Here is a 23,646-nt window from a genome sequence, read left to right as displayed (position 1 = left end):
GTGTCCCCAATCCCCAGTCCCCAATCCCCAGTACCCAATCCCCAGTCCCCAATCCCCAATCCCCAATCCCCAATCCCCAATCCCCATTCCCATTCCAAAATTCTATGAGAAATTCCCTATCCGCAAATGCTGCCCAAGCACGTCAAACAAGACAGCGATTCGCTAAACCAGAAGAACAACTAACTTATGAGTTGGGAAAGGCAGTACAGGAATTACCGCCATTGTATACTAGGTTACTAGCAGCCACGGTTAGTATGATAGTATTTGGTGCGATCGCCTGGGCCCATTTCTCGCAAGTAGATGAAGTGGCAACAGCACCAGGAGAATTGATTGCTTCTGCTCAAGTCAGACCAGTAACATCTTTGGGTGGTGGTTCTATTGTCGCTGTTAACGTGCAAGAAGGCGATCGCGTCACCAAAGGTCAAGTATTAATTCAACGAGATCCAGGTTTGCAACAAACCGATGTCACTCGCTTAGCGAAATCCACTCTCTTAATTCAAGAAGACTTGCGACGTTTAGATGCAGAACGCATTGGTGGTAAAACTGCTGGTACGAAACTGCAAGATGAACTCTTAAGTTCGCGCCTACAAGACTACCAAGCACGTCAAGCAGCAGCAGAAGCAGAAGCCAATCGCCAACAAGCACTCATCGATCAGGCTAAAGTCCGCTTAACTCGTTTGCAAGAAAACTTAGTCAACGCCAAAACCAGTCTAGAAAACGCTAAAACCAACCTAGCCAACGCCGAAAATATCCGCACCAAAATCGAAAGCAACCTAGAAATCGCTAAACAAAGAGAGGAAAGCCTACGCACCCTCATTACCCCCGGTGCTGTCCCTCGTGTTGATTACCTAGAAGCGCAAGAAAGATTAAATCGTGCAACTACAGACATTACCAAAGCACAAGATGAAGTGACCAACGCCCGCAATAAAATAACAGAAGCTCAAGACAAAGTTACATCTCTAGAAAAAGATATCGCTGCCCAAGCGCAAGAAATTCGCCAAGCCCAACAAGCCTATCAAGGCGCACGCAATCAAGCCCAGCGTGTAGCATCAGAACGCCAAAGTGAAATTTTGACGCAGATAAACAAGCGTCAAGAAGAACTAACCAACGTTCAAGGTCAATTAAATCAGGCAAGAAAGCAACAAGACCTAGAAACTATTGAGGCCCCTGTTGCCGGTACAATTTACAGAGTTAAAGCCACCAAGGGGCCAGTGCAATCGGGTGAAGAATTGCTGTCAATTTTACCCGAAGGGGAACAAATGCTCTTAGAAGTCAAAGTCCTCAACCGTGACATTGGCTTTATACGTCAAGGAATGAAAGCAAAAGTAAAAATGGCAACTTTTCCCTTTCAAGAATTTGGCACTATTGATGGCGAAGTTGCTCAAGTTAGTCCCAATGCAGTTGTTGATAAAGAATTGGGCTTAGTTTTTCCTACAAGAATCAAGTTAAATAAACATTCGGTCAACGTTCGAGGTCAAGAAGTAGAATTCACTCCCGGCATGACTGCCACAGGTGAAATTGTCACTCGTAAAAAATCAATCTTGACATTTATCACTGAGCCTGTAACGCGACGATTTAATGAAGCATTTTCAGTGAGATGATTGAGAATTGGTGAGATTAGCCCCCGTCTTGGCGGTCTTTGTTACGATAGCGCAGCGTAAAGCCTGCGGCATAGCTTCGCTTAGAGCGAGTCTTCTCCCAAGGGGAGACGCATTCGCGAACGAGCGTCTGGGGGACTGGCGAATTGGAAATTGATTATGGCTCTTTGCGTCCTCAGTCCCCACTCCCAAAAGTGCTTTCAATCAAAACCTGCTCAAATATCTCTGATACTCTTTTAGCTGGGTTTCAAGTTGATTGATTATTTTATAAACATCTAGGTTATTGTTAGGTTTGTCAGTGTCATCATCGTCGTTGCCGTCAGTACTTTTGTTGCTGAAAGTACTTTCGTAGTAACGAAATTGTGAGCCTAAGTCTAAATTTAGGAATGAGTTATTGCTTGTAAGTGTTGAGATGACACTTTGAATTGTTGAGCTAATATCTAAACTAGAAATATTTGCTGGAGTAATATTTTCTGGTATTTTTGTCATGAATTGACCTATTAAAGAGCCAAAATTGAAGCTAGAGGATGTCGATTGTGTAGTGAACTGATTGATGAAATAGTTAATATCGAAGTTGAAGTTAGAATTAGCAACTTGTGTATTATTTCCTGCTGTCTGTGTAACTATCTCTCGCACTTGAGCATCGGTCAAGTTACGGTTAGCACTTAGCATTAGGGCAACGACACCAGCAACATGGGGAGTTGCCATAGATGTACCAGTATATTTGGCATACTGATTACCTGGTACTGAAGAGTAAACACTGACTCCTGGAGCTGTAACATAAGCAAGTGGATTTGACCCAGCTCGGTTAGAAAAGTCGGCTATGTCATCGTTGCGGTCTGTGGCCCCTACTGCAAGCCCCCACTGATTTGCATAGCTAGCTGGATATTCTGGTACTGATTCTCCTTCGTTGCCAGCAGCCATCACGACTATCACACCTCTGCTACTGGCATATTCAACGGCTGACTTTAAAGTATTATTAGAATACTTGCCTCCTAAACTGAGATTAATAACGTTAGCTCCATTTTCTACAGCGTAATAAATACCATTGGCGATCGCAGCATAAGAACCAGAACCAGAGTCATTCAAAACTTTAACTGGCATGATTTTTGCACCATAAGCAACGCCGGTTACACCATAATCATTATTCTCTCCAGCAATAGTGCCAGAAACATGGGTGCCATGACCGTTGCCATCCATAGTGTTGTTGTCACTATTGGAAAAGTTCCAACCATAGTTATCGTCAACGTAGCCGTTACCATCATCATCTACGCCGTTGCCAGCAATTTCATTGGCATTCGTCCAGATGTTATTTCTCAAATCCTCGTGATTGTAGTCAACTCCAGTATCTAAAACAGCAACAGTTACGCCTTGACCTGTGTATCCCTGTGCCCAAACCTCTGGGGCATTAACGGAATCTACCCCCCAATTATTACCATCCAAGTTAGGAACATCAGCAAAAGTGTTCTGACCAATAGCGCTAGCCACTGCGGCAGCGGCATTAATTGAGCCATAACCAGAGGTGGAATTATAGTTTTCAGTACTAAATGTAGCGGCGTTACTAGTATTTTCTACATCACTGCTATTGAGTAGATTTATGTCAGCATCGTCTGTTTTTGAACTAAAGCTACTACGACTGCTAAAGCTAAGGTCATTTTTATTATTAAAAGTATCAACTGAGGAGATAGGAGTAACGTTTAGCTGTTTATTCAAAAATAAATTGTTACTAACATCATCAAGAGACATAAGTATTTTCTCCTCAAATAAAGTGATGTTTTATTGACAGCATAAACTGCTACAACCTTTGGAATAAGGTTATAGAATGAATGCAAATTTACCACCATTGCCAATAATTACTACGAAATTCAACAGTAAAATGCTAAATTTCTTACAAAAATGACTTATCTATTTATTGGTCGCATTATAGCTTTTATAAAATCCCTGTAATAATTTGTTGCTTCAGCGTTGCTTTGTGGCTGAGAAGAGGCAGATTTAGCTAAGATGTTTATGAAAATACGCTATATTTAATAACTCAGTAATTCTAGTTTTTAATAATTTGTTTTACTCTTTTGTGATCGATATTTGATGAATTCTAATTGTTGGGTTCTGCATATAGCAAATTGCCAGCAAGTAAGGTTAATGATAGATTTAATCCATGAATTAAATCTATTGAAGAATTTTTATTTTCATGCAGAGAGTTATGAGAGAATTATGCTATCTGCTTTTTTGGCGAGTTTAATTCTCGCTGTCTGATGTCAATAGAATTCGTCCACAATTTTGATTTGCTGGTACAGCTTCCATCATCTTTTTGGGATTGGGTAAATCAAGGTTGTTCATGAGTTCGATAAACTGGTTACGGCTGTGTTCGGCAAAGCGGGGATTCCAAAGCTTTTCTTCGCCAATGGTAGATACTGTCTGTCCCTGGTAATCATGAGCAGGATACACCAATGTGTCATCCGGTAAGGTGAATAACTTATGAGTGACGGCATCATAGAGTGACCCTGCATCACCATTCTGAAAATCGGTACGACCACAACCCCGAATGAACAGCGCATCCCCAGTTAACAGATGAGTACTGTTGACTAGATAAGCCATATGGCTATCGGTATGACCAGGAGTTGCGATCGCTTGCATCTCTACATCCCCTATGTGTAAAATATTGCCATCTGCAACGTAGCGGTCTGCACAGGTAGCTTCAGCTTTCTGGGGTAAAATTCCCAGGCAACCTGTGAGTTTTCTGAGTCTGTCTGTGGCTGTGATGTGGTCAGCGTGAATATGAGTTTCTAAACAGTAGCGCAGAGTTAGCCCCAATTCTCGCAACAGTTGCAAATCGCGCTCCACTTGTTCTAATACTGGATCAACTAGGATAGCAACTTTAATTGAGCGATCGCCAATTAAATAAGTATAGGTACTTGATTCTTGATCGAACAGTTGACGAAATAACATAGTAGATTTCCACTGAGCTAGTCTTCTTCAACAGCAGCATAAAGTTTCACGTCGAAAATTTCAGTAATTCCTGAGCTAAATTCGCCTGTAAAAGGGAAAGTCGGGGATCTGATCACCGTTAACCACTCAAATTTAATGAGATAAATTACTATTCTAAATGCAGAGAATTTAGAGAAAGCGTAGACGCGGAGCGGCTCATCGTTAGACATCGCTATGATTGGGTTGATAAGTTTTGAGCGATCGCTTTCCTTGGCTGTATTTAAACGGAATCATCACGAATGATCGTTAAACCTAAAATTTTATAAGAAGCTAACATCTCATCAGACACAATTGGGGCAGTTACAAGGTAAGTCAGCGCGTGAATAGACTCGACAACATAGGGAGCAGCAGTATCTAACTTTGCTGCTGTTGCCAACCCAACTACCTCGGCCGCCCTATTAATCATTGCTCGTTTTACATGGGCTTCATCTAAGTTAGGTACGCTAATTCCCATCTCCGGATGCAGGCTACAAACTCCTAACATGCACAAATCTGCACGAATCATTTGTAATGACTCTATTGTGGCAGCACCGACATTAACTAAAGCTTTTTTATAGAGTTGTCCACCTAACATGACAACTTCAATGTGAGGATGATCTGCTAAAGCAACAGCAATGGGAGGGCTATTTGTGATGACTGTTGCTTGCAAGTCCGCAGGTAAATGACGAGCTACTTGCAGGGTTGTTGTGCCTCCATCTAAAATAACCACCTGCCCTGTACATACTAATTTTGCAGCTGCACGGGCGATCGCTTCTTTTTCTTTTGGTGCTTGTTTTTGACGATCAGTATAACTTGCGGTTGCTGGAGAACTCAACAGCGCCCCTCCATGAACGCGCTGTAATAAACCAGATTCTGCCAGTTCTCGCAGATCCCGACGAATCGTATCCTCAGAAACCTTGAGAACATCACTCAATTCTGATGAAAGCACCTTTTTATCGCGACGCAAAATTTCCAAAATGTATTGTCGGCGCTCTGCGGTTAGCATAATTGGTTTTCCTGAAATTGCACGTTTGATCTTGAAATTAATTGTTTAGGAGTTTATACTCATTAATACGCAGGTTTTTGCATTTTTGTCAGCGATTTTAATTTTATTCAAGCACATTCATGCACATTCGTGTGTATGAAATGGGGAGTGGGCTTCTCCTGTCGGAGACGCTCCGCGAACGACTTCGCTCAGCCCACGGAGATGAGGGAGTGAGGAAGACGCGGGGACGTGGAGACGCGGAGAATAACCAATTCCCAATTCCCAGTCCCCAGTCACCAGTCCCCAATTCCCAGTCCCCAGTCCCCAGTCCCCAATTCCCACGAGAAATTAACCATGACTATTACTAATACTCAATTTCCCATCGAACTCAGTGCTTACAAACCTCTAAAACTTAATCCAGCGAATCCCACTCTCACAGATGAGCAGCGAGAAATACTAAAAGCAAACATACAACTTTGTCGTGATGCGATCGTTTTTTTTACAGCAACAGGAGCTGCTAGAGGAGTGGGCGGTCATACTGGTGGCCCTTACGATACAGTACCAGAAGTGATGATTCTCGATGCATTTTTCCGGGGAGTATCAGATCAGTTTGTGCCGATTTTCTTTGATGAGGCAGGACATCGAGTTGCAACCCAGTATCTCATAGCAGTTCTGCATGGTGAGTTGAACGCTGAGCAACTTTTACGCTATCGTGAAGCACATTCTGGGCTACCGGGACATCCTGAACTAGGGCTAACTCCCGGTGTTAAGTTCAGTTCTGGACGGTTGGGACATATGTGGCCCTACGTCAATGGTGTAGCGATCGCCAATCCAGATAAAATAGTCTTCTGTCTTGGTTCTGATGGTTCTCAGCAAGAAGGTAATGATGCTGAAGCTGCACGCTTGGCTGTTGCTCAGAATCTCAATGTCAAGCTGATTATTGATGACAATGATGTGACGATCGCCGGCTATCCTTCTAAATACTTACCTGGTTATAGTGTTACCAAAACCTTAGAAGGTCACGGAATCAAAGTACTTTCAGGAGATGGCGAAGACTTAGATGATTTATATCGTCGCCTTTGCGAAGCAGTAATTACTCCTGGGCCAGTTGCTGTAATCAACAAAAGACCCATGTGTCCTGGCATTGAAGGCTTGGAAGGCTCTAATCACGGACATGACGTGATTTCAGTGGAACTAGCGATTAAATATTTAGAATCTCGTCAACACACAACAGCTGTCGAATATCTCAAAAGTATTCAAAAACCCAAACAAACCTATACTTTTCTTGGTTCTAGCCATCAATGGGGAGCTAATCGCAATGTATTTGGTGATGCGGCAGTTGCCATTTTAAATCGTATGAGTGAAGCAGAGCGCATTTCCAAAGTATTAGTTATTGATAGTGACCTTGAAGGTTCTTGTGGTTTGAAAAAGATTCACGATGCCTATCCAGAAATCTTTGTCCCTTCTGGGATTATGGAACGCGGTAACTTTTCTGCGGCTGCGGGATTTGGTATGGCTGAGGGTAAGCAAGGTATTTTTGCCACCTTCAGCGCCTTTCTCGAAATGTGTATTTCCGAAATTACAATGGCCAGGCTGAACTACTCCAACGTCCTTTGTCATTTTTCTCATGCGGGTATAGATGATATGGCAGATAACACCTGTCATTTCGGTTTGAATAATATGTTTGCTGATAATGGTTTGGAAGATGGTTACTCTACAAGTTTGTATTTTCCGGCTGATGTCAATCAAATGAAGGCTTGTTTAGAAGCTGTGTTTTTTGAGCCTGGATTGCGGTTTATTTTCTCCACTCGTTCTAAAGTACCTAACATTCTCGACAACAACGGCAACGATTTATTTGGCAGTAATTATAAATTTGTTCCTGGGAAAGATGAGGTAATTCGAGAAGGAACAAAAGGCTACATTATCAGCTTTGGCGATGCCTTATATCGTGCGCTTGATGCTGTCGAACGTCTAAAGCAAGAAGGCTTAGATGTAGGATTGATTAATAAGCCAACTTTGAATATTACCGATGAAGAAATGATGCTCAAAATTGGTAAAACTTCTTTCGTCCTGGTTGTTGAATCTTTTAATCGTCGAACTGGATTAGGTAGTCGTTTCGGTTCTTGGTTATTAGAACGCGGGTTAACTCCCAAATATGCTTATCTTGGTACTCATCATGAAGGTTGCGGTGGTTTGTGGGAACAGTTCCCGCATCAAGGTATTGATCCGTTGAGTATTATGAATAAGGTCAAAGAGTTGGCTTCATAGTTAAGATTTTGCCGGATCACACAGAGGCGCGAACTTTTGCGCCTTTCTTTGCGTCTTTGCGTGAGATAAAAAAATATTTATTTTGAAATCTAGCTATTGCCAGATATCTTTATCCTCAAGGACGTTATAATCTACATCTGTTGCAACGAGAGATTTGCTTGTGGATGCTATATTAGAACGATCGCATGAACTCAAACAAGCCTTAGTTGATTTTGTCCTCGACGCAGAAGGCGAACTAGCACAAGCACTAGAAACCTATGCAGCAGAACAGTCTCGCCGTGGTAGTGGCGATAATAAACAGCAAGACTTAATTATTGATAGCTTTATTACCGAAGGCAAAGTTAACGAACAGTCCCCAATAGAGTTGTTTGTTGCTAGCCATCCAGATTTATCACCAAGCGATCGTAATCTCCTCAACAGCTGGCATCATAGTTTTATTGGTTTATTTGCGATCGCCAACATCACACCTGATGGTTTGGAGTTAATGAACTGGCTAACAGCTAAAAATTATATTGTTCAACCAAATAATGCTCAACTGCTCCAAGAAATATCTCGGTTGAAGTTAGGAGAAATTATCTTAACTCGCATTTCTCCTGTTACTGATTACTGGATACTTTCTGGCCCTTACACAATGATGGGTAAATTGGGTAAACCAAAACTGGCCGTAGCAATTGGTAATTTTAAAGAAAATTATAAGAGCCATCTCTACAGCGATGCTCCAGATTTATTGGAAGAAGCATGGCAATCAGTTGTACAATATCATCAACAGTTTATTGACTTTTTTGGTAGTGAAGAAATCACGCTACCTGGATATCAGCTGAATAAAAAAATAGGCGAGTTTCAAGAATTAATCACCGAGAAAACCCTAGCATCAGCAGGAATTGATCCTTCTAAATCACTAGCTGAAGTTGCAGAAGCAGCCGGCATTGGAGATGAGGAAATCAAAGCAGTGGCACAAGAAGCTGGTGCCGATTCTAATGTAGTTTCTCAGATGTTGCACGGTAAAAGCGGCAACAGCAAAATGGTCATGCCAAAGGTTGATTTACCTGCCGAACTCAAAAAAGCAGAACAGGTAACAGCTTTTTCTCATCCGCGTTGGGGACAAATATTTTTACCAACATACAATAAAGTACAAACAATTTTATCAGCAGAAGATTGGCAGAGCGTTGAAGGAGCGGAAAAGCTAATTCGCTACTACCTCGAAGACAAAAGTATCAATGCTTATATCTGGCATCGGTTAGCACAACAGTACCCAATTCAATTAGAAAAGGTATTGCAAACAGTTCTACAACGTCCAGATTTTAGTCTTGCTAATGATTTAGATACACTTTTGTCAGAATTCCACAAACCGATTGAACCAGAGTTACCAGAAATCGCTAGTGTGCCTATACATTTACATAACTTATTTCAAGATGCTTTAGCAGAAGTTAATAAATCTAAGTCTAAAAGTAAGGGACAAAAAAAGCCAGCGAAAGGTTTTCAAAAAAGTTAACAACAGGAGTGGGGAGTAGGGAGTAGGGAGTGGGAAGTGGGGGAAGAAAATGTTTATTTGATTATTCAATTAAGACAAAGAATCTATGCGTGAAATCAAGCCTTGGACTACTACTGTAGTGGTCATCGTATCGGTTGTTGCGACTTCAATAGGTGTTTACAATCTTGAATTGTTTTTAAACACTGTCTGTTTAGTAAATACCATGCCTACTGTGAATAAACATTGCAAGTCGTTACCTTAAAATAGTTCCGTGGGTTTAAATCCCCCGGTTCTATAGCCTACAAGTTTTGTGTTGGGGTTAAATCCCCATTACAAAACTTAATTACGTTAGCGTTAGCGTTAGCGAGTCCTCGAGCGTCAGCGGTAGCGTTAGCGTAGCGTTAGCGAGTCCTCGAGCGTCGGTACGAGCGTCAGCGGTAGCGAGTCCTCGTTAGCGTTAGCGAAGCGGTAGCGAGATACGAGCGTCAGCGGTAGCGATAGCGTAGCGTTAGCGAGTCATCGAGCGTCGGTACGAGCGTCAGCGTAAAGCCTGCGGCATAGCTTCGCTTAGAGCGACACAGGAGCGTCGCGTCATTACGAATTACGAATTACGAATTATTTAATCCACGAGGTGGACTTCGCTTGTGTAGCAGCGAATTTTATACAACCTCTAAAATCCCATTGCCTCGGCTACTGACTTCAATTCTGCTGCGATACCTTGTTTAAACTTACTGTGATTGTGTTTAATTGCTGTATCTGGGTCTTTCAAACCATTACCAGTCAAGACACAAACTACTGTTGCCCCTGTGGGAACTTGGTCTTTGACTTGTAATAGCCCAGCTACAGAGGCAGCGCTGGCCGGTTCGCAGAAGATGCCTTCTGATGCTGCTAAAAGTCGATAAGCATCGAGAATTTCGGCGTCAGTGACGGCATTGAAACTACCCATACTGGCTGATTGTGCAGCGATAGCTAATTCCCAACTCGCAGGGTTGCCAATGCGAATCGCTGTGGCGATGGTTTCTGGATGTGCTACTGGTTGACCACTTACCAAAGGGGCTGCACCTGCGGCTTGGAATCCCATCATCCGGGGGAGGCGATCGCTTTTTCCGGCTTGATGATATTGACAAAATCCCATCCAATATGCTGTGATATTCCCTGCATTGCCTACGGGAATACATAGCCAGTCTGGGGCATTACCCAAGACATCAACAATTTCAAATGCTGCTGTTTTCTGTCCTTCTAAGCGATAGGGGTTGACCGAATTCACCAAAGTTATGGGATAGCTTTGTGCCATCTCGCGAACAATTTCTAGTGCTTGGTCAAAATTACCTTTAATTGCTAGGACTTCTGCCCCATAGAGCAAAGCTTGTGCTAATTTGCCCAATGCTACATAACCATCAGGTATCAGTACAAAAGCACTCATGCCTCCACGGCGGGCATAGGCAGCGGCGGCGGCGGAGGTGTTGCCCGTGCTAGCGCAAATCACGGCCTTTGCCCCTGCTTCCTTTGCTTTAGAAATCGCCATTGTCATTCCCCGGTCTTTAAAACTCCCAGTAGGATTAAGACCGTCATATTTGACAAATACCCGTACTTGTCTACCAATGCGTTCTGCGATCGCCGGCACCGGGATCAAAGGAGTATTGCCCTCCAACAAAGTGACAACAGGTGTTTCTTTACTGACAGGCAAATACTCACGATAGGCTTCTATCAGTCCGGGCCAAGGTTGGCGATAAGATTTAGCAGCAGACAGGCTCAAGGTCACGGGATTAAAACTTCTTAACTAAAGATGGGTATTGGGTACTGGGTAGAGATTTTAGTCTCTAGTCCCTTGAATGGAACACAGCCATTGCAATCGCAGTCTTGAAATCACCAGCCTGGCAACACATTAAACTCAGTGACTGCAAGTATACAATGGTTTGCTTACCTTAAAATCACATTCTTGATACTATCTTAGGATATGACTGTTGACAAGTTCAACAAAATATGTTGTAAATTAAAGACGATTATTTTCCAGAAATAATCATGGAAATTTCGGTTAAACAATGACAGCAAGAACGCTGCTTCAGCATAACTTGTATCAATTTTAGATTGTGAAATACTTACTGGATAGGCTTTTGAGATTGATACTAGGTCTGCTCATAGAAAAAACCTGAAATTATTAAAAGATAGTAAGTTTAGTTTTATGATGAATAAGATAAAAATTTACTTTTAACAATTTTGTACTCTGTGATACCTTGCATGATGACAAAGTGTAGCAGTTTAAAAATGTGGTCAAGCACGTTTATGAGGTAGATACGTAGCATGAAGTTGAATCTTTTTTAACTTCTGTCACTGCTTCCTCCGAGAATTAGATGCTTGTTTGATACGTTTTAGTAAATCGAGTTGTGGATCAAAATATTACGATGACTACTTGTACATCTACCGTTTCTAATGGCGAGTCCCAGGCTTTACTAGTCAGCAATCTGACTAAGTGTTATTATCAAGACGCTCAGCAAGCCAAACTTAGAGATTTGCAAGTAGAGATAGACTCACTGTTGCAGCAGTTGCAAAATCAGCAGCAAAATCTAGCTACTGCCAAGCCAGAAAATTAAGTTGGTTGTGCGATCGCAATTGCAATTATTTCCATACGTGAATTCTAGTAAAGTGACACAGCTAAATGGGTGTATGATGATTCTCGTCTGGGATGGGCGTCTGACCATTGGTGTCAACTGAAGCTAGAAATAGCTTCGGTGTTGGCTTCCTCACCCGCCAAGAAATTTATTTCTTGGCTAATAGCTCAAGTCTACTGAAGTAGACTCAAAATCTTGAGGGATATTCAGTCAGTCTGGGATGGGCGTCTGACCATTGGTGTCAACTGAAGCTAGAAATAGTTTTGGTATTGGCTTCCTCACCCGCCAGAGAATAAATTCTCTGGCTAATAGCTCAAGTCTACTGAAGTAGACTCAAAATCTTGGGGGATATTCAGTCATCTTCAGATGACTTTTGCTATCAGCAAGGAACTTCAGTTCCTTGCGGGACATCGGTTCTACCTTAAGTTGACACTAATGGCGTCTGGCTCGTTCTAGCGGGCAAAATACCCGTACCACAGGAACTTTATTCGCACCATAGTGTGTCACACTACTGGTGGTTCATGTCATTAGTTTCGAGTGGTTAGCTGTGATCAGATCCCTGAGTTTTTGAAAAAGTGGGGATCTAGCAACCCCGTAAAATTAATGAAATACCAATAGTTTGATACGTTTTCGTTAGTTGAGTTGTGGATTGTATTAGGATGACTACCTGCATACCTACTGGTTCTAATCGCGAGTCTCAAGCTCTTGTGGTTAGCAGTCTTACTAAGTGCTACTATCAAGACGCTCAGCAAGCCAAATTGATAGATTTGCAAGCAGAAATAGACTCACTCTTGCAAAAGTTGCAAAACCAACAGCATCAACGTTCAACTGATGCGTCTTAGCTCAAGGGGGTACCTGTTCCCCACTGTTAAGAGTTCCCTCTAAATCGTTTGAGTAGGCCTTGAACATAAATCAGGTTCTCTGCTGTAATTTTTGGTTGTGCCTTCAACCAAGAACTAGCATGTTCTTCTCCTCGCTGAACCCCTAAAATCAAGGCTGCCCAAACTTGTACCTCTAATCTATTGGGATTCACACGCAACGCTGCGGCTGTGCGATTCCACAGCCTGCCATCATCAGCTTTGAGTAGAGTAGCTACTTCTTGAGCATTATGTGGTGATGCTTCTAGTACTTGTAAGGCTTTTTGCCAGCGACCATCAATCAAGTCTGCTAGTACTTGTTGACTAGGACTTGCCCAATTTTTTTCAGCTTGGGTTTGGGTGAGCTGGGAGTGTAGGCGAATCAAATCCATTTGCGTCTGCACTGCTTTTGGCAACACTCCCTTTCGCTGTTTTTGCACAAATTTCAACCACTCAAAGGCTGGCGTCCACAGTCCGCTACGGGCAATGATTAAGGAATTTTGGTATCCGGGATTGTTAAAAGCAGATGGTTGAAGAGTAATAGCTTCTAATTGTAGGGGATTGAGAAATAACTTGGTCGATTTGACTTGATAAATCACCAGATGCGGTTCTAAACCTACTGTTTGATCTACAACTAACTCTTTTGTAGTACTATCAGTTACCTGCTGCCATCTGGGTAATTGTCCATTAGGGCTTGTCCAGGAAACCATTTGTTGTAAGTTAGTGCGCTCTGGATTGTAGTATACGATGTGACCATAGGCGATCGCATTAGTTCCCTGTTGGTGCTGACCGCGCAAATAAAACCAAACTCCCGCAGCGGGTGTATTGTCTTCAAAGCGCTTGACTTCAGTTAATGGTAAAGAAATATTAGTATCTTGGTGTTCTGGTTTAGCCTTGACTAAAGGAGCAACCACAAAGGATTCTTCTGGCCCAATTATTGGTTGTTTAGTTGCTAAATAATAGTATTTTTCCGAGCGAGATTGCCGTTCTGATTCTGGTGAATGCTGATAAACCCTGAGTTCAACAAGTGTTCGACAATCAGCCTGACAGTTAGCCCGTTGTTGAAAAACTGGTAATAAAAAAGATTTATCAGTATTTTCCTCTAGAGGTAGGGTTTCTCCGGCTACTAGTTTTTGTTGATTCAGACTATCTTGAATTTCGCCGAGAGTTTGGGGATGTTCGTAGTTACTGAGGGGAATTTGTGCCCATTCTGGTAAAACTTTATTTAACCAGCTAAGTTGTGCTGGGTTCGAGATTAAAAGAACGCTAAACCAAACACAAGCCATAACTAAACTAGCACTACTCAACAAAATAGCGATCGCCAACATCGACGACAACTTACTTCGCCATTGCCGCTGATTTGGAGGTTTTTTAGCAACACGTTTGAGAGGTTTTTTTAGTTTAGAAGCTTTTGGCGTCAGCTTGCGCGGGCGGTTTACCATGGTTGGGGATTGGGGATTGGCGATTGGCGATTGGGGACTGGGGACTGGGGACTGGGGACTGGGGACTGGGGACTGGGGATTGGGGATTGGGGATTGGGGATTGGGGATTGGCGATTGGCGATTGGCGATTGGCGATTGGCGATTGTCATTGATTATTCTCCACGTCCCCGCATCCCCCTCATCTCCCTCATCCCCCTCATCTCCCTCATCCCCCTCATCTCCCTCATCTCCCTCATCTCCCTCATCTCCCTCATCTCCCTCATCCCCCATTCCCTGTTATACTCGCGCTTTGTAAAGTTGCCTAGAGTTATTTAGGTCTAATTTGGTACAAAATACGTAAATACCCGCATGTAAAATCAAGATGACTGAGAATACACTCTTGACTTAAGTGTGCGTAAGTAGAGTATAGAATCTTGAAAGGTAGATATATTAGCCGTAGTCATAGCAAAAACGCAATACTCGCATGTTTACTAATTGCGGGATTCAATGGAGTTTTTGAGAAGGCGATCGCAATTCCCACGGTTACAAATACTACTCAAGAATCAACAAATATAGAAACGCCAGAAAGTATAAATTTAAATCCTCCCTCATCCCCGGTCACTGAGCAAAGCCGTTTGCGTAGCGTCTTTGACAGGAGAAGTGCATCTCCCTCATCTCCCTCATCCCCCTCCTTCCCCCTTTCCTCAACAGAAGAACCGACCGATAACCCGATGGCGCAAGTCACATCGGTTTCTCAACTCCAGGATGTACAACCTACAGATTGGGCGTTTGGTGCATTGCAGTCTTTGGTGGAACGTTATGGTTGCATAGCAGGTTATCCCGATAGTACCTATCGTGGGAATCGTCCTTTAACACGCTATGAATTTGCCGCCGGCGTAAATGCTTGCTTGGATAAAATTAATGAATTAATCGCCACAACTACCAATGATTTAGTCACACGTGAAGATTTAGCAACTTTACAAAAATTACAAGCAGAATTTGCCGCCGAATTAACAACTTTACAAGGCCGTGTAGATAGTTTAACAACGCAAACTGCTGAAATCGCAGCTAACCAATTTTCTGCAACCACTAAACTTAGCGGACTACTAATCGTTGGGATTCAAGGAAGGAATGAGAATCGGGGTGATGTTAATCCTAGAGATGGTACAAAAGATACAGATGATGCGGGCATAAACACTAGTGTTATATCTCTAGCACAGCTGTATTTAACTAGCCAAATTACTCCCCGCAGCTACCTGTTTACAGGTCTTTTATCTGGCAACGGTACTAGTGCGCCCAGGTTTAACAATACTGTTTCTCGGAATGACGTGTTACTTGGCTACGAATTTACTACAGATAACTTAATCATTAGTGATCTGAATTATCACTGGTTAGTCACAGATAACCTAGCATTGATGGTAGGAACAGAAGGCGTGAGTATGCCGTCTGCTTTCCGAGGCCCAAATCGGGTAGAAAGTGCAGCAACAGGGCCATTGTCTTATTTTGCTCAAAGAAACCCAATCTTAAATATGGGATATGGTCATGCTGGGATTGCTATTGATTGGCAGTTTGCTAGACGCGCTAGTTTGCAGGCAATTTATGCTAGTTACAGTCCAGGTAATCCAGGTCTGCGTAGCGGTTTGTTTGATGGTAATACCACTACAGGTGTACAACTGCTGTTAACACCTACTGATGCTGTAGATTTCAGTTTGTATTACGTGAATAATTACTCATCGGATGGTTGTTTACTGACTTTCGTAGGCGATGAATGCCTCACTGCGGTTAATACCACTACTGGAAAATCAGCACCCCTACAAACGAATGCTGTTGGTGCAACTGTAACATGGCAAATTTCACCGCGTATTACTTTAGGGGCATGGGGTGGTTATACTAAGTCTCACATTCCTGGGCGATCGGGAAATGTAGAAACGACGAATTATATGGTGTTTCTGAATTTCCCTGATTTATTTGCCAGGGGAAATTTGGGAGGAATTTATGTCGGGCAACCTCCTAAAATTACTAGTAGCGATTTACCTGTAGGAAATAATGTCCCTGACTTTGTGAATACAGGTTTAGGTCGTGCCGGAGGACAACCGGGAACCACTACTCAAATAGAAGCATTTTATCGTTTTCAGTTAAGCGATAACATTAGCATTACACCTGGCATGATCTATATTTTAGAGCCTGGTCATACACCAGATAATGACTCAATAACTATTGGTATTTTGCGGGGTAGCTTTAGTTTTTGAGAAAGAGACTAGGGATTAAGGTGTGTTAAGCGTTCTTACAGGGTAGCCCAACCCAATTTAACGAAGGCAGGAGGTAGGAGGCTGTTTTTGTAACGGGGATTTATATGCCACTGCAAAAACTTTGGACGAAGTCCGGTTTTAGACCCGATTGTTTCGATAAATAAAAAAAGGTTTGGCTCACCACCAAACCTCTATATAAATCCAGTGCATAACAACATCCCGAATTAATTTACTCATGATTATTTTCCTAGGTCATCTTCCTATAGGATGTGTCCAAGTATCTTAAAACCTGATAACATGTTATTTCTTTATCTTTCGTGAATCATCAGATTAGTCATAGTGATTTGATAAAGAATTCGGACAAATCCTTTGGTAAAAACATTGCATTGCTGAGGCAGTGCATTGGGGAAACACTGCGTTGCGCGGGTTAAGAGCGTTTAAGCAAGTGTTGTCGGCTTTGCCGACTTAAAGCAACTGACGCGCGATTTCTAATCGTCGGGGCTAGTATTAATTTAGACTTTTCAAACAACCTCTTATACCATTTCACATTAATGGCGATACACATAAATTTTGTAGAGACGCGCTTTTGAAGCGTCTCTACACCGTCTGTATTTGTATCAAGATTTTCGTGAATTGGTATTAAGGGAGAACTCTTAACGGGCAACAGGCAACAGAGAAATCCCCATAATTAAAATTAGGGGATTTGAATTTTTTATAAATAAATACAGAGGCTTTAACCCCTATATTTGGGGCTAATTCTTTTTTATGTTCCCTGTTAAGAATTCCCCCCTCGAATGGGCTTAATAAATAAAGTTTAAAAGCAATTCAATAGACCTCTTACATAAATATTTTTTTTGTTGGGCTACGCCCCGCTTCTCTACGAGACGCTTCGCGAACGCTAACACGCAGAGGCGCAGCGAAAAGTTCTGTTCGCGTAGCGTCTCCGTCAGGAGAAGGAGGGTTTCCCTCCGTAGGAAACTTTTCAAGACAGAGACGCAGAGAAGAGAACGCAAAGAAGGACTTTTGCAAGAGATCTAATATTTGCGATTTAGATCAAAATATCATAGATAAATTGTAATGTTGTGCCAAAATGCCAAATAGATATCAACAAAAAAGACGGGATTAAACCCGTCCTTCGTATAACAGGTAAAAACATCTTGGTAATTTCTGCAAGATATCAAAAGACTACAGTCGAAAGTTGCCAAAATGCCAAAGAATAAACTTTGAAATTTTTTAGACTTGTCCAGCCGTCAAGATTTGGGTTACGGTCATTTGGGCTTTCTGGGCATCAACAGCCTCCCCAGCTTTTTTACCAAGAAGACGCAAAGACGCGGGGAAGGGGAGACGCGGACGCGACCCTTCTCAAGGTCGAAGCGCTGGTCAAAAGCCCCCGAATGCGAGTCGTGGAGGCAAAAAATGTTTTCCTTGCTTGAATCCCCTAGCTTTAGTTATGGGGACTCTCCGCGTCCCCGCGTCCCCGCGTCCAAACGTCTCCGCGTCCTCATCAATTCCTCGTCTCCCTCATCCCCTGTTCCCTTGTTCAAGGACATCGCCAACCTGAAAAGTTTGCCCTTGTACTGTTACTTGGTCGCTTGAGACTAACTGCCGTCCTCGTCGGGTTTCAACTGTGCCATTGACTTTAACATTACCATCAATGATCATCAGTTTGGCTTGTCCTCCAGTTGGGGCTATACCTATTAATTTTAAAAATTGGTCGAGTTTAATCATGTTGCCACTTATTGAAAAAGTTCTCTGTTAAGCGTTCTCCGTGGGCTGAACGTACCCCAAAGCGTAAGTAAGCGAATCGTAGCGTCTCCGACAAGAGAAGTCAAAGCCTGTTAAGCGTTCCCTTCTTTGCAATTATGATTGATGACGACCGATAAGATTGGCAACTAGTTTAGCTAACTCTATGGGATCGGCAGGCTTAGGAACGTGTTTTTGAAATCCTGCGCTTAATGCTTGGACTTGATCAATTTCTCCTGCGTAGGCAGTTAAAGCGATCGCTAAAATTTGTCCGCCTTGTTCTGGTGGTAATTTTCTCACTTCACGGATCAATGTATAGCCATCCATTAATGGCATTGCAATATCACTTAATAAAACATCCTGCTGAGACTGGGCTAATGCTTCTAGTGCTGCGGTTGCAGATGCGACTGCCGTTACTGTCGCCCCATACTTTTCCAAAACGAAGCAGAAAAACTCTCGTACATCAACCTGATCTTCCACAAGCAAAATTCTAACTCCACAGAGAAATAAATCTGCGTTGTTAGTTTCTAAATCAGGAGACTCTGCACTTGGAATATCTAAGTGAGAATTTTTGAGCAAGGGTAACTTGACTGTGAAGGTTGCCCCCTTTCCTTCACCAGGACTTTCGGCATGAACTGTACCACCATGAAGTTCCACCAAATGGCGCACGATCGCCAGCCCTAATCCCAGTCCGCCAAATACTCTAGTTGTCTTGCTATCTGATTGTCGGAAGTACTCAAAGACGTGAGGCAAAAAGGCTCTGCTGATGCCTTTGCCTGTATCAATCACTTGAATTTGGGCGTAGTTAAGTGCTGAGTGCTGAGTAGATGAGTGTGGTTTTGGGGAGCCATCCCCGTTGTCGCTGAGTGTTGATAATCGCACTTCTACTCGTCCGCCTGACGGGGTGAATTTGACGGCATTTGAGAGCAGATTCCAAACTACTTGTTGCAAGCGATCGCCGTCTCCCATTACCTGTATGATATTATCGCCTAGCACTGTTTGAATTTGAATTGATTTGGCTTCTGCTGCTAGGCAGACAGTTTCGAGGGCGTTGGTGATTGTTGCTCTCAAATCGACGGTAGAAATTTTGAGGTTGAGTTTACCTTGCAAAATCCGCGAAACATCTAATAGATCTTCAATTAGTTGAGTTTGTAATTTGGCGTTGCGCTCAATTGTCTCCAAAGCACGGGTGATAGTTGCTTGGTCATGCTTGCGGGTTCTGAGCAACTTTGCCCAACCCAAGATGGGATTGAGGGGTGTTCTCAGTTCATGAGAAAGGACTGCGAGGAATTCATCTTTGATGCGGTTGGCTGTTTCGGCTTCGGCGCGTGCTGTCTGTTCGGCTTCGTAAAGTTGGGCGCGGGCGATCGCTTGTCCACACTGCTGCCCTAAAGTCAAGATAAATCTCTGGTCTTCTTCGTTAAATGTTTGGGCGATCGCAAATTTGAATTCCAATGCCCCAATGATCTTACCTTCTTGCACCAAAGGAATAGAAGCACAAGCAAAATTTCCCTCTTGACTGGGAAAATCGAGATATTTTTTGGCAACCCAAGCGGCTTGATTTTCGATAAAGATTGGCTGTCCAGTTCTGACTGTTTCCGCTGAAGGGATAGAACAACTCAGAGAAAAACTTGCCCAAGTATCTATAAAATATTGTGAATAGCCCGCTGCTTGCACTAGTTTTAAAGTAACTTCGTCCTCAGCTAGTAAGACGACAAAACCGGCTTGAGCATTCAAAGCCGCAATTCCTTGAGTTACTACCACGTTTGCCACTTGTTGGAGAGTTAACGCTTCCGAGAGGGCAGCGGTGATTCTTTGTAAAAGCGCAATCCGATTGACAGCCTGTTCTGCTGCTTGTTTTGCCTGCTGAGTTTCTTGATATAGCCTAGCGTTATCAATTGCTGTTGCTGCACGACGAGCGATGTCTTCAGCTAAAGCTACATCTGTTTGTTCGTAATGACGGCCTGATTCGGCACTGAAAAAAGATATTGCTCCGAATAGTTGCCCACGAGAACGTAGAGGAATCACCATTAAAGAACAGATCCCCAAACTTCGCAGCAATTGCAGATGTTCGGCGTTTTGAGCCATCTGTACCAGAGTTTGGTCAGAAAAATTGGTATGGAATACAGCTTTTCCTTGCCGCAGACGTTTTACAAGATGTTCTCCACCGCTTTTTGGTGGATAGCGTCGTCGGATTTCAATCAAAGTTTGGCGTTTTATGGGGTCGGCAGTTGCCAGGGCAATCTGTTTACTTGACCAATCTTGTAGGAAAATATCTACAATACACCAGTCAGCTAGTGTGGGAACTGCCAAATTAGCCACGCCAGTCAGGGTGGCTTCATAATCTAATGAGGCGGCTATTAAGGTACTGGCTTCTACTAAAAATTGTTGTGCCGCTTCTGCTCGTTTGCGATCGCTGATATCTTCAATAATGCCCACTGCATACTTCGGTTGTCCATGAGCATCTTGAACCACTGATGATGTCAAGTTGATCCAAATGAGTGAGCCATCTTTGCGAATGTAGCGTTTTTCTAGAGAATAACCATTAATTTTTCCTGCCAAAACTCGTTGAGCATTGACTAAATCAGCTTCCAAGTCATCGGGATGAGTAATTTGTTGGCAGTTCATCTGGATTAATTCTTCATATTTGTACCCGGTGATCTCGCACAAGGCAGGGTTAATTTGAATGAATTTACCATCCAATGCTACCTGAGCAATACCAACGGCTGCTTGGTCGAACATGGCTCGGAATCTTTCTTCGCTCTCGCGCAGAGCCGTTTCGGCTTGCTTGAGCGCTGTTAGTTCTGCCAAAATTATGCCGATACCTATGGTTTCATCCAGTGTATTATGAACTGGGTAGTAGTTGCCCAACCAATAACCGTTCGTGCCAGGTTTTCCCGGTGCTTCACCACTGATTTCTACATTGAGCAAGGGCTTACCTGTATCTAATACGCGTTGTAGCTGTTGCTCAAACTCAGTCGCCATCTCTGGTAACACTTGTTGAATTTTCCGTCCGAGATGTTCTTCAATGGTCAAACCGTTAATATCAGCCAATACCTGATTAATGCGGAGATAGCGCAGTTCTCGGTCTAGAAAGCAGACAGCAACAGGTGCCGCTGCTAACAGTGCATCTAAAAGAGATAATGATTCGGCGTAATGTACTAAAGCTTGGTGGATGTCTTGATAAAGTCGGGCATTTTCCATCGCTAAAGCTGCACGGTGGGCAATATCCATCGCTAAAGCCAAGTCAGATTGATTGTAGCAACGGTCTGATGCAGCACTGACAAAGGAAATGCAACCGAGTATGCGCTGGTGTGCCACCAACGGTACAATCATGGCAGATTTAATTCCCAGCTGCTGATGCTCACCATCCACTAGCAGTAAGTTGGGGTTCTCTGGAATTAATTCGCTTTGCCCAGTTTGCAGGACTCTGGCGATCGCACTGCCATCATTCAGGTCTGGTGTATACTGCTGTAGTTGACTTGCCCACTCTGCTGATGATAAGTCTGCATGAGCAACACTCAAGCGACGAATAGAGCCATCTTCATTTAAAATATTGACACTACACCAATCAGCTAGTTGGGGAACTGATATTTTCGCAACTTGTTCTAGAGTTGCTTCATAATCTAGGGAAGTCGCAAGTGTATTACTAATTTGAGCAACATAACGCAATGCTTCTTCAGCTTGTTTGTGTTCTGTAATATCGAGAACAAAAAAGGCTCCTCGCTCTAAAGTTCCTTCAAAGTGACTACCACCTATCAAAATCGGCAAACGTGAGCCATCTTTACAAATATATTCTTTCTCAAAAGGAGTGCAAAAAGCACTGTCTTGAAATTGAGCAATTGCTTGCTCATCAAGTTGCTGATACTCAGCGGGAGTTAGGTCTTGCCAGTTAACTGTGCCATTAACCAATTCTGCACGCGTATAACCAATCATGTTCAGTAAAGCATCATTAGCTTCTGTAATTTTGCCGTTTCTCTCCCAGAAGCCAATGCCAATCATGTTTGACTCAACAACACTGCGAAACTTTGCTTCACTTTCCCGTAATGCTTGCTCGGTTTGTTTGAGTTGAGTAATATCAATAGAAGTTACGCCCACTCCCAGCAATCGTCCATCCGCTAAACACACTGGGTAATAACTCACAAGACCATAACGATACACCCCAGACGGATAAGTCTCACCACTCACTTGTTGGTTAAGTAATGGCTCCTTAGTTTGCATTAATTGCTCAAAGATTGGCTCAATCTCTGCCGCCCATGCAGGTAATACTTCTTTAAAGGTGCGATCAATATGTTGACTTTGAGGTACGCCATTAGTGGCTGCTAAAGCTTCGTTAATATGAATGTAACGCAGTTCTGTATCTAGAAAAGCCAGTCCTACTGGTGAACTGGCAAGCCAAGCATTGAGCAGCGCTAGAGATTCGTCTTTCTGTTGAACAGCTTGCTGAAGTTCTTGATGCAACCTGATATTTTCTAATTCTGCTTGCTTGCGCTTAGTAATATTGACTACTGCACAGGTAATACCTTGAATATTTTCTCCATCTTGAAGCGGTTCAATCAGCAAATCATAGTAGCGGACTTCTCCCTCGACAGTGATACAAACCTCTTCACGAGCGGAAGCACCATTTTCGAGTACTCTCTGCTTAATTGCTGTTAGTTGCTCTGCCACCGATGCTGGAAATAAATCATCATCACACTTGCCCAGCATTTCTTCAGTAGTTTCTCTACCTTGGAGATCATGAATCCATTTATACCGCAAATCCCGATCCTGCTGAAAAACAGCGATATCAGAACTGCTTAATGCTAAGCGAAATCTTTCTTCACTGACTTTGATCTGTTGGAGATTTACCTCAATTTGTTGTTGCTTAGTCTTTAATGCTTCACACAGAATACTAAAGAGTACTCCTTGCACTACAAATAACCCAACTCGTACCAAATTACATAAGTCAAAAGTTAGTTCATTGGCTGAACCGAGAAAAAAGTAATTGCTCAGCAGAGCAGATAAGCAAGTTGCCAGCAAACCTGATTGCAGACCACCACACCACGCACTCACCATTACAGCGCTAAAAAACAGCATAAAAGGTGTTCTGCTCATGCCTAGCACAGGATTTAGCAGCAACATTAATGCAAATGCAGTTGCAACAATTAGTACAACAATGCCATAACGCAGTAACTGAGAGTAATTAATATAAGGCATGAAGTATTTTTAAGCAACTAATATTTATTGCAGATACTATACATACCCTAAGCTAGTTTGAAGCTTTTAGGAACTTATCTTGAGATAGATCTCAATCTCATCCTCAGAAACTTATTTTTCCAGAATTAGTATTTCAAAATGTGAACCAATAGCAGCAAAGCATCATTGCTTTTCGCTTAAATAATAGTAATTTTATAAAATGTTATGGGTTGAGTTTATAGGGAATGGGAAATATTAGACTTCTTGCAAAAATACTTGAACCGTCAGAGACTCAAGTCTCTGCCT

General features: G+C 42.8%; 15 protein-coding genes and 1 pseudogene. 8 read left to right on the top strand and 8 right to left on the bottom strand.

Translation table 11 applies throughout. The features are described from left to right. Nucleotides 1–104: 104 nt before the first annotated feature. Nucleotides 105–1,601: a beta-barrel domain-containing protein gene (locus AC5JMF_RS13340; protein ID WP_495796203.1), complete on the top strand. Its 1,497-nt coding sequence runs from the start codon at nucleotides 105–107 to the stop codon at nucleotides 1,599–1,601. Nucleotides 1,602–1,802: 201 nt separating this feature from the next. Here the strand turns inward: AC5JMF_RS13340 and AC5JMF_RS13335 are convergent, their stop codons facing one another. The 3 genes from AC5JMF_RS13335 to AC5JMF_RS13325 all read right to left on the bottom strand — a co-directional run bounded on the left by AC5JMF_RS13335 (nucleotide 1,803) and on the right by AC5JMF_RS13325 (nucleotide 5,568). Continuing rightward, nucleotides 1,803–3,344: a S8 family peptidase gene (locus AC5JMF_RS13335; protein WP_495796202.1), complete on the bottom strand. Its 1,542-nt coding sequence runs from the start codon at nucleotides 3,342–3,344 to the stop codon at nucleotides 1,803–1,805. A gap of 489 nt (nucleotides 3,345–3,833) precedes the next feature. Beyond that, on the bottom strand, nucleotides 3,834–4,544 hold the full coding sequence (locus AC5JMF_RS13330) for an MBL fold metallo-hydrolase (protein ID WP_495796201.1): 711 nt from the start codon (nucleotides 4,542–4,544) through the stop codon (nucleotides 3,834–3,836). Between the two features lie 259 nt (nucleotides 4,545–4,803). Beyond that, the gene (locus AC5JMF_RS13325) at nucleotides 4,804–5,568 is read right to left on the bottom strand and encodes a DeoR/GlpR family DNA-binding transcription regulator (RefSeq protein ID WP_495796200.1); all 765 of its coding nucleotides are present in this window, start codon (nucleotides 5,566–5,568) and stop codon (nucleotides 4,804–4,806) included. Nucleotides 5,569–5,901: 333 nt separating this feature from the next. Here AC5JMF_RS13325 and AC5JMF_RS13320 point away from each other — a divergent pair, with 333 nt between their 5' ends. After that, nucleotides 5,902–7,815 (top strand): thiamine pyrophosphate-binding protein, encoded by a 1,914-nt coding sequence (locus AC5JMF_RS13320; RefSeq protein ID WP_495796199.1) that lies wholly within the window; start codon nucleotides 5,902–5,904, stop codon nucleotides 7,813–7,815. Nucleotides 7,816–7,975: 160 nt separating this feature from the next. Then, nucleotides 7,976–9,307: a DUF7986 domain-containing protein gene (locus AC5JMF_RS13315; protein WP_495796198.1), complete on the top strand. Its 1,332-nt coding sequence runs from the start codon at nucleotides 7,976–7,978 to the stop codon at nucleotides 9,305–9,307. A 649-nt stretch (nucleotides 9,308–9,956) separates the two neighbouring features. Here AC5JMF_RS13315 and thrC read toward each other — a convergent pair. After that, a complete protein-coding gene (gene thrC / locus AC5JMF_RS13310) occupies nucleotides 9,957–11,048 on the bottom strand; it encodes a threonine synthase (RefSeq protein WP_495796197.1) in 1,092 nt (363 codons plus the stop codon). 640 nt (nucleotides 11,049–11,688) lie between these two features. On the opposite strand from thrC, the gene AC5JMF_RS13305 reads away from it, so the two are divergent. The 3 genes from AC5JMF_RS13305 to AC5JMF_RS13295 all read left to right on the top strand — a co-directional run bounded on the left by AC5JMF_RS13305 (nucleotide 11,689) and on the right by AC5JMF_RS13295 (nucleotide 12,737). Then, a complete protein-coding gene (locus AC5JMF_RS13305; RefSeq protein WP_495796196.1) occupies nucleotides 11,689–11,877 on the top strand; it encodes a hypothetical protein in 189 nt (62 codons plus the stop codon). A 69-nt stretch (nucleotides 11,878–11,946) separates the two neighbouring features. Further along, nucleotides 11,947–12,075 (top strand): hypothetical protein, encoded by a 129-nt coding sequence (locus AC5JMF_RS13300; protein WP_495796195.1) that lies wholly within the window; start codon nucleotides 11,947–11,949, stop codon nucleotides 12,073–12,075. A gap of 479 nt (nucleotides 12,076–12,554) precedes the next feature. Continuing rightward, complete coding sequence (locus AC5JMF_RS13295; RefSeq protein WP_495796194.1) at nucleotides 12,555–12,737, top strand: hypothetical protein; 183 nt, start codon at nucleotides 12,555–12,557, stop codon at nucleotides 12,735–12,737. A gap of 26 nt (nucleotides 12,738–12,763) precedes the next feature. Here AC5JMF_RS13295 and AC5JMF_RS13290 read toward each other — a convergent pair whose 3' ends face one another. Then, entirely contained in the window at nucleotides 12,764–14,194 is a 1,431-nt protein-coding gene (locus tag AC5JMF_RS13290; protein WP_495796193.1) for a hypothetical protein, read from the bottom strand. On the opposite strand from AC5JMF_RS13290, the gene AC5JMF_RS13285 reads away from it, so the two are divergent. Continuing rightward, nucleotides 14,193–14,489: a hypothetical protein gene (locus AC5JMF_RS13285; protein ID WP_495796192.1), complete on the top strand. Its 297-nt coding sequence runs from the start codon at nucleotides 14,193–14,195 to the stop codon at nucleotides 14,487–14,489. The two genes, AC5JMF_RS13290 and AC5JMF_RS13285, sit on opposite strands and share 2 nt — an antisense overlap. A 118-nt stretch (nucleotides 14,490–14,607) precedes the next feature. After that, on the top strand, nucleotides 14,608–16,422 hold the full coding sequence (locus AC5JMF_RS13280; RefSeq protein WP_495796191.1) for an iron uptake porin: 1,815 nt from the start codon (nucleotides 14,608–14,610) through the stop codon (nucleotides 16,420–16,422). 1,521 nt (nucleotides 16,423–17,943) lie between these two features. Here AC5JMF_RS13280 and AC5JMF_RS13275 read toward each other — a convergent pair. The 3 genes and pseudogenes from AC5JMF_RS13275 to AC5JMF_RS13265 all read right to left on the bottom strand — a co-directional run. Next, a complete protein-coding gene (locus AC5JMF_RS13275; RefSeq protein WP_495796212.1) occupies nucleotides 17,944–18,162 on the bottom strand; it encodes an RNA-binding S4 domain-containing protein in 219 nt (72 codons plus the stop codon). Between the two features lie 120 nt (nucleotides 18,163–18,282). Further along, nucleotides 18,283–22,242 (bottom strand): PAS domain S-box protein, encoded by a 3,960-nt coding sequence (locus tag AC5JMF_RS13270; RefSeq protein WP_495796211.1) that lies wholly within the window; start codon nucleotides 22,240–22,242, stop codon nucleotides 18,283–18,285. Beyond that, nucleotides 22,222–23,361 (bottom strand): annotated as a pseudogene (locus AC5JMF_RS13265) (PAS domain-containing protein); the annotation flags it as partial. The gene AC5JMF_RS13270 and the pseudogene AC5JMF_RS13265, both read right to left, overlap by 21 nt. Nucleotides 23,362–23,646: the final 285 nt, after the last annotated feature.

This window comes from Desmonostoc vinosum (assembly GCF_059505385.1).
This window is presented reverse-complemented; position numbering and strand designations above follow the sequence as displayed.